A 2,866-nucleotide genomic window follows, 5' to 3' on the forward strand; every position below is an offset into this window, starting at 1 on the left:
AGGTTGCCGTAATAATATTGCAAGGTCAGATCTTTGGTCAGTTTGTAATCGCCACCCGCATAAATGAATTTATTGCTGAAGCGACCGGTGACAGGATTGTTGGCACCCGCGATTGACATGTTTTCGTTATTGCTGGAGTTCCGGCCCTTGACCCCGTCAATTTGCCCTCCTACCAGGGTCAGATCCTTGATGTCCGCGGAGGTAACCTGGGTTCCTTGCCAGGTTTGCGGCAGCAAACGCCCGTCATTACTGAAGATAACCGGCAGTTTCGGGACCAGAGTACCAAGCTTCAACTCGGTCTTGGATATCTTCACTTTCCCGGTCAATCCCAGGCTGGAAAAATCGTCAACCGCATGGTTGCCGTCGCTTGGAAACACCACACCACCGAAGTTGGTACCCGTTGGATTGCCATGTTTGCCGGCGCTTGAATCGAGCTTTACGCCCAACATGCCTAAAGCATCGACACCGAACCCTACAGGGCCTTGGGTGTATCCGGAGATGAATTCCAGCTGGAAAGCCTGTCCCCATTCCGCTTGATAACTTTGATTGGCGGCTTTCTGCGCGGGTGTTGCAGAGTCACGATAATCGCTGTTGATATAGTAATTACGCAGTTTAAGCGCAGCCTTACTATCATCAATGAAACCAGCCGAATGGGCTTGCTGCGCCAATACACACATGGCAGCCGCAACGGTAAAAGAACATTTCATTTATGCGCACCAAAGTTGAGGTTATTATTTTTGTATTAACTATTCAGCGATTTTTCAGGCACAAATTTCCAAACAGCGCACGGAGTATGAGCGCTGTTATTCATAAATTATTTATTGCAGGCAGCCACTACATGGATCAATCAGCTTTGAGTTGAGCCTTCCATGTTGCCGGCGTACCCAGTTCAGAGTCGACCAACTGATTTTCGAATCGATTGCGCTCACTGATGGCACTGGCGGAGCGATCGGTAATGGAAAACCAGAAAATACCGATGAATGCTACGGCCATTGAAAACAGGGCCGGATATTCATAAGGGAACCAGGCTTGCTGATGATGAAGGATCTTGACCCAAACGGTTGGACTGAGAATGCACAGGGTGATTGCCGATACCAGCCCCAACGATCCGCCAATTACGGCGCCACGGGTCGTCAAGCCTTTCCAGTAGATCGATAACAACAGTACCGGAAAGTTGGAACTTGCGGCGATGGAGAACGTTAAGCTCACAATAAAGGCGATGTTTTGCTTTTCAAATGCAATCGCCAGGATGATCGACAACACACCCAGTACGATGGTCGTAACACGAGAGACGCGCATTTCGTCACGGTCGCTGGCGGTGCCGCGGCGCAAAGCATGTGCATAGAGATCATGAGAAACAGCTGACGAGCCAGCCAGGGTCAACCCTGCCACTACCGCCAATATCGTCGAGAACGATACCGCACACATGAATCCCAGGAAGACATTACCGCCGACGTTATGGGCGAGGTGAATGGCAACCATGTTAACGCCACCCAATATTCCACCTGATGCATCGTGATAGGCAGGATTGCTCGCAACCAGGGCGATGGTGCCAAAGCCAATGATGACAATCAGCGCATACCCTATGCCGACAAGACCGGAGGCATAAAGAATGCTTTGGCGCGCGGCTTTAACGTCACCGACGGTGAAAAAACGCATGAGAATATGTGGAAGACCCGCCGTACCGAAGACCAGTGCCAACCCCAGGGAGATGGCGGATACTGGGTCGGTAATCAAACCTCCGGGGCTCATGATTGCCCCATGGGATGGATGAACCTGAGTGGCTTGAGCGAACAATTGGTTCAGGCTGAATCCGAACTCGGATAACACCATGAGAGCCATGAAAACACATCCGGTCAGCAGTAACACTGCCTTGATGATCTGAATCCAGGTAGTTGCCAGCATTCCGCCAAAGAACACATAGATGACCATCAGCGTACCGACGAGCAGTACAGCCGCGGTGTAATCAAAGCCGAACAGCAGTTCCACCAGTTTTCCAGCGCCTACCAGTTGAGAGACCAGGTAAAGCAGCACGATCACGATAGAGCTGGACGCCGCAAAAGCCCGTATGGGTCTCTGCTTCAACCTGTAGGACAGAACGTCCGCCAGGGTGTAGCGCCCAAGGTTGCGCAATGGCTCCGCGATCAGGAACAGAATGATCGGCCAGCTTGCAAGAAAGCCGATTGAGTAGATCAGCCCGTCGAAGCCACTGGTAAAAACCAGGGCGGAGATGCCCAGTAACGACGCTGCGGACATGTAGTCTCCGGCGATGGCCCAACCATTCTGGAAACCGGTAATTTTGCCGCCTGCCGCATAGTGATCGGCAACACAATTGTTTTTACGCGCGGCCCATCGTGTGACAAATAGAGTGAATACGACGAACGCCAGGAACATGCCTATGGCAATGGGGTTATGTTTGGGCACCGCGGCAGGGACATCGCTCGCGTATACAGTTGCCGAAGTAAGGATGGCCGAGAAGGTAATAAGAAGACGCTTCATTTTTTGAAGCTCCTGATGATTGTTTTTATTTTTGGGTCGTAGCAGGTGTTAGTGCGCCATACGTAGACAGCAACGAGAAGAACCGTAAAAGCGAGCATTGCGAAGCCAATCGGCACGCCCCACGTCATGGGTTGACCTTCGGTGATAGGTGTACCCAAGCGGGCAGGAATAAAGGCCAGCGAAAGAATAAAGCCGAAATATACCGCCAGCATGAGAGCAGTCATGCTCCACGAAAATATTCGTCGCTGTTTTACCAATGCACGAAACTGCGGGTTTTCGAGAATCGGATTTTGAATTGTGTCTTCAAGCTGTTCAGCGGACACGGCCGGGCCACCGTCTTGCGGATATGCATGTTCCATGGTTGTCT

3 protein-coding genes are annotated in these 2,866 nt (G+C 51.4%); all 3 read right to left on the bottom strand.

Going from position 1 to position 2,866, the window contains the following annotated elements:
* On the bottom strand, positions 1–707 hold a 707-nt coding region (locus AC1DVH_RS28950; protein ID WP_477756665.1), incomplete at its 3' end, for an OprD family outer membrane porin.
* 136 nt (positions 708–843) lie between these two features.
* Complete coding sequence (locus AC1DVH_RS28955; RefSeq protein WP_477756666.1) at positions 844–2,499, bottom strand: cation acetate symporter; 1,656 nt, start codon at positions 2,497–2,499, stop codon at positions 844–846.
* Positions 2,496–2,866, bottom strand: a 371-nt coding sequence (locus AC1DVH_RS28960) for a DUF485 domain-containing protein (protein ID WP_477756667.1), incomplete at its 5' end; no start/stop codon positions are given. The genes AC1DVH_RS28960 and AC1DVH_RS28955, both read right to left, overlap by 4 nt.

Source organism: Pseudomonas sp. P4_C3, assembly GCF_056402075.1.